Source organism: Candidatus Liberibacter sp. (assembly GCF_014048425.1).
Taxonomy (GTDB): domain Bacteria; phylum Pseudomonadota; class Alphaproteobacteria; order Rhizobiales; family Rhizobiaceae; genus Liberibacter.
Genome location: NZ_JACETX010000063.1, coordinates 1 through 4,110 on the forward strand (window position 1 = coordinate 1; position 4,110 = coordinate 4,110).

Below are 4,110 nucleotides of genomic sequence, written 5' to 3' on the forward strand. Positions count from 1 at the left end.
TCCATTTCGAATACCCCCACTGGCAATAAATATTGCATGTTTACAGTAAGGACGTGCTATTTCTAAAGCAAGAGGAGTCGGAATTCCCCAATCTTGAAAAAAGATTCCACAATCATCTTGCGAATTACGGTGATTTTCTACACGACTCCAGGATGTTCCTCCTCGTCCCGCAAGATCAAAATACTGAATCCCTGCTTTTAATCCCAATTCTATATCAGCAGAGGACATACCGCAGCCAACTTCTTTGAGAAGTATTGGAACATCAATCTCTGAATTGACCGCAGCAATTGCTGCGCTAAGGTTAGAAAAATTGGTGTTTCCTCCTGGTTGGATCACTTCTTGTAATGGATTAAGGTGTAAAAACAAACCGTCCGCTTCCAGAATATTAATGGCATCACGTGCTTCTTTTGTGCCAAAACCATAATTAAATTGAACGGCACCCAAGTTGGACAGCAGGACTGTAGTGGGAGCATATTGGCGCAACTGAAAGCTTTTAATAGATTCGGGATGAGAAAACATAACCCTTTGAGAGCCTACCGCCATTGCTACTTCGGTTGCTTCTGCTGCTATTGCTAGATTACGATTAATCTTGTGTAATATATCATGATTTCCCCCTGTCATAGAAGAAATAAGCAGGGGAAAAGATATTTTTTTACCTAGGAATTCAACAGAGGGATCGACGTCACTGAGTGCTATTTCAGGAAGAGCTCTATGTATGGGATGCCAATCGTCAAAAAAATGTCCGCCGCGATCTATTTTAGGATCTTGGCATAGGATGCGTATGTGATCAATTTTTCTATCCTCTGCCATATCTATTGTGCTCTCTCTAGCTGTAAATGTGCTTTTATGAGTTCGCCGGGATTAGTCTGAGAAGCGAGCAGGGATAGCTCTCCGCATAACACTGTCGCCGCACATATAGCGGCAAGGCGACGCGAATTATCTCCGACCTTGCGTTTTTCGCTGCATCCTAATTTAGCTATATTTTCTTTGATAGTAGGAATATTTTTGCCATTACCAATACTTCCCACAATTAAATTGGGAATCGTACAAGAAAAGTAAAGGCTGTCACCGCGCAATTCTGCATATGTCAAGCCTTGCGATCCCTCAACAAGATTAGCAGCATCTTGTCCCGTTGCTAGATAGTAAGCGAGCAACATATTGGCGAAATGGGCATTAGCTGAACGTATTCCACCTGCCAAAAGAGAGCCAATGAGATTTTTCTTCGTATTGAGATTGACTATTTTTTCTGGCAATGTGCGTAGATGTTTTTTACATATTTCATGAGTAAGGATAATCTCTGTTACAAAGTTTTTTCCTCGTCCCATGATTCCATTGACGGCTGTTGCTTTCTTGTCTGAACAAAGATTTCCGGAAATGGATCCATAACGCAAATGTGGCCAATGCAAAAGTATCCAATTCATAATTGCATCTGCCGCTTTTGTTACCATATTATGTCCGGCGGCATCACCTGTTAAAAATTCTAGGCGCAGAAAAAGAAGATTTCCGGCTATTTGAGAGTGCATATTGATAAAACGTGCAAATTGGCTAGTTGTTTCGACAATTTTTAGGATTTCTTCCTGTCTGCGCGATATCTCCTGTAGAGCTTTCAGAGCGGCTTCTGCATATTCTGCTTCCAAAAAAATCGAACGAGACATTCGCTCATCAATGAGGGTTGCGCGTATTCCATCTTTACAAAGCATGGATATGCGTGCGCCACGTTTTACAGAATGCCAAAGAGGGATTTCATACGTTGCAAGGGGGACGCTGATTGTTTCTTGGATGACGTTGCCAGTTATTTTTAGAGGTCCAATCCAACGCATGGGCATCAAGATGCTGGAATCTTCTTTATTCATCACCATAATTTTTGTTTATGACTTTCCATTTTATTTCATTTAAATACACTCAGCTAAAAGAAGATTAGCAAGTAATTCTAGTTTGCACAAAAAAATATTTTAAAAATTTGTTTGACATCTAAACATTGTGAACCATTTGAAATCGTCTTTTTTATAAATATATAGAATAGAACGCAATAAATAATGTTTTTGTTTCGTTGTATCAGAACATATAAAATTCCATTGATCGGTATAATGATTGCTTTTTATAGCAGAAGCGGATTGTGATCACGCTAGATTGAGGGAAAAATTGGTTTCAGGATAACATGAGGGATGTTTTTGTGCCTGTATCCAAATATTCAAGATCAACTCATTATAGATAAGAGATTGCGGGATTTTTCCGCAGATTTGAAAGATGTTCGATTTTATGGCTGATGAGAGGAAAGTTTATAATAAAGAAAAAGCCAAAGAAGATAGGGCAAGATACAGAATCAAGCTCGGATTTCATGTCTATTACGCAAGAACATCCAAAGAATGAGAGATTGAGGCACGCATTGAGGATCTTTGCTATGTTAGCAAGTGAACAAGAGGAAAATGTTGTAGGCATGAGAGAAAGAATAGACTTTAAAGTCTTGTATTTATCTTCTTTGTGATTGTATTTGCCTTTTTAGATGTGTGCGGTACTAGGACATAATAAATTACGTGTCAATATATTTTTTAAGTTATTAGCGTATACCGTAAAACCTCGCCCTAAAGGACGAGGGTTTCTACGATAGTGTTCAGTCTGTTGATAATGCTCCCGCTTCTTTAATCATGCGGATCTTCAATCGCCTGTGTCTTTTTGTTGTTTGAGGGCTAGCCCTTCATTTGCATTATTGAAATCGTTATCAAAATTTGATGAACACTCTTCTTCTTCTGTTTCTACTTCTTCTTCTTCTTCTTCTTCTTCTGCCGCTGCTGCTGCTTCTGCTTTTATTTCTTCTCTTATTTTTTCTTTTGCTTTTGCTTCTGCTTCTTTACTGAGAGAGAAACTAACTCTCTTTTTGGTCACTGTCGTTTCTTCTTTTCCCATAGATGATGTATTACCCATTTCTTCTGGAAGATCATCATCTTCGTCATCTTTTAAAAATCGATGGCGCCAGCTATCTCTTTCTTCACCTCTAGTAGGTGAGGTCTTAACCATTTCTTGCAGAGGATTATCCTCTTCATTTGTATTTTCCTGATCCTGATGTTTTTTATTTGATTCCCAATGTTTCAGCAACTCGTTTCTACGGATATGAGGATTCTGTTGTTGCATTGTTTTGTATGTTATAATGTCATCGTCACTTAGATCAGGATATTTTTTTTTGTATTTTGCTATGTCCTTAGAGTCACAACCTCCAATTGCGGCTACAGCAATCGATAAAAGAACAAAATATGATATTGTTTTTGTCGTTTTCATAGGGATTTTCTTACCTTCTAGTTGCAAAATATAAGAAATATTCTATGAGATATGTTCTATAGAACGCAATATCTAGATTAATTATTTAAAATAAATACAATTATTAATTGATTTGATGGTTAAGATTCACAAATCGCAGAGGCGTTTTTTTGCATTTTGCATTTTGCATTTTGTATTTTGTATTTTAAGAGCGCTATTCTGCACATCTTTTCGAACCAAAACAAAAAATAAGACAAGGATAGTTTTGGATAGCTTGTGTTGAGTGTTTGGTGGATGTATTAGATTGTATAGAAAAAGTTAAGTTATTGGAAAAAATGGGCAAAACCCTCAGGGAGACTGGAAGCTTAAAGGCTTGATATTTATCTCGTCTTAAAGAACGTCTTTTAACTCGTTCTTCCGATCGCAGTCAGTTCGAATCCTATATATCCTCGCCATGACTAATCCTCTCCATGACTAAAGCGTTGAGATCATGGGAGGTCATTCTTGCTCAAAATAGCTATGCCAAATCTTCGTATCCTTTTTAACCATGCGCATGACGTAAGCGTTTAGGGTTTCCTTATTCACTGGTGCAATATTCTTTAAGAGCGTGGAGAAGACTGTTATCAGAGGGAGAGGAAAGACCCTCTAATAGCCATCGGTATGCCAGTGCAAACAATCAAGAAACATATCATAGAAAGGGAATGCTTATCAGAAAATGGTCAAACTCGCCGACAAAGGATTGGTATTTTATCCAGAAGACGATAATGAAGCATATGCTATAGCTTTGATGGATTGCGTAATAGACAGCAAGACGGCTGAGATCGTTATAAAGCCATAGTTAAAGCCATAATAAAGGGG

The 4,110-nt window shown here is 38.1% G+C and carries 3 protein-coding genes; all 3 read right to left on the minus strand.

What is annotated here, in order from left to right; genetic code table 11:
- On the minus strand, positions 1 to 810 hold an 810-nt coding region (gene fni, locus H0G72_RS05565), incomplete at its 3' end, for a type 2 isopentenyl-diphosphate Delta-isomerase (protein WP_182017784.1).
- A 2-nt stretch (positions 811 to 812) separates the two neighbouring features.
- The gene (locus H0G72_RS05570; RefSeq protein WP_182017785.1) at positions 813 to 1,859 is read right to left on the minus strand and encodes a hydroxymethylglutaryl-CoA reductase; all 1,047 of its coding nucleotides are present in this window, start codon (positions 1,857 to 1,859) and stop codon (positions 813 to 815) included.
- 796 nt (positions 1,860 to 2,655) lie between these two features.
- Positions 2,656 to 3,273 carry a hypothetical protein gene (locus tag H0G72_RS05575; protein ID WP_182017786.1) on the minus strand — a complete coding sequence of 206 codons (618 nt, stop codon included), beginning with the start codon at positions 3,271 to 3,273 and terminating at the stop codon, positions 2,656 to 2,658.
- Positions 3,274 to 4,110 lie beyond the last annotated feature (837 nt).